Genomic DNA, 809 nt, shown 5'->3' on the forward strand with positions numbered 1-809 from the left:
AAGAACTCCAAGACTTTTGCTCTTGCTTGCCGTTGGCCGGAAGACTCTACGATTTTATCGAAGTAATCATGCCAATCAGAAAGATCGAGAATTCCTCGAGATGCTGATTGTAATTCTTGTAATCGTGATTCAGATGTTTGGCTTTCTTCAAATATTTTTTTTAAGTTATATTCAGGAGTACCTTTTTGGCCTTGAGGTGCAAAGTATTTAATTTTGAATTCTTTTATCTGTTCTAATATACCAATACGGTCACTGGTTTTATCATTACCGTTGAGATGTCGTTTACATTCAGTTTCTCTTTCTTTATCTATTCGACATACATCACCGTCTAATACACAAATTGTATTATGAATATCCATTCCCATGAGCTTTTTCCCTGCAAGTAGTGCAAATGCATTTGTATAAGCTCCAAATTTTACTACTTCAACATAGGCATGAAGATGTCTACTGTAGAGGTAATTTAAAACGATTTCCTCTGCTAACTCGTCTTCTACACAAATTTGAAGTGGCTTTTCCATTTTTCCTGCGAGTTGACTCATAATTTGGGGATTTGAGTGGGGCATAGGAAGCACACCATTACCCGTATTAAAAATACCGATAATATTTATTTCTTCTTTAAAATCAGTAATGGTTTCTCTATGAGTTGAGAATACTACCTCAATTTTATTCTGTTTTGAGCGCGATATAATTCTTTCAATTAATCGTGTGAACGCAGCTCCATGCAATAACACATCAATTTCATCAATAAGTAAAAGTCCATCATTTCTTAGTTTTGGACTATGGAGCATTGATAAAATATTAAGAACTCT

General features: G+C 34.4%; 1 protein-coding gene. It reads right to left on the reverse strand.

Annotated elements, in window-relative coordinates; all coding sequences use genetic code 11:
- Positions 1-809, reverse strand: an 809-nt coding sequence (locus I3255_RS14110; protein WP_238039381.1) for an ATP-binding protein, incomplete at both ends; no start/stop codon positions are given.

Source organism: Psychrobacter sp. Ps6, assembly GCF_022129235.1.
Taxonomy (GTDB): domain Bacteria; phylum Pseudomonadota; class Gammaproteobacteria; order Pseudomonadales; family Moraxellaceae; genus Psychrobacter.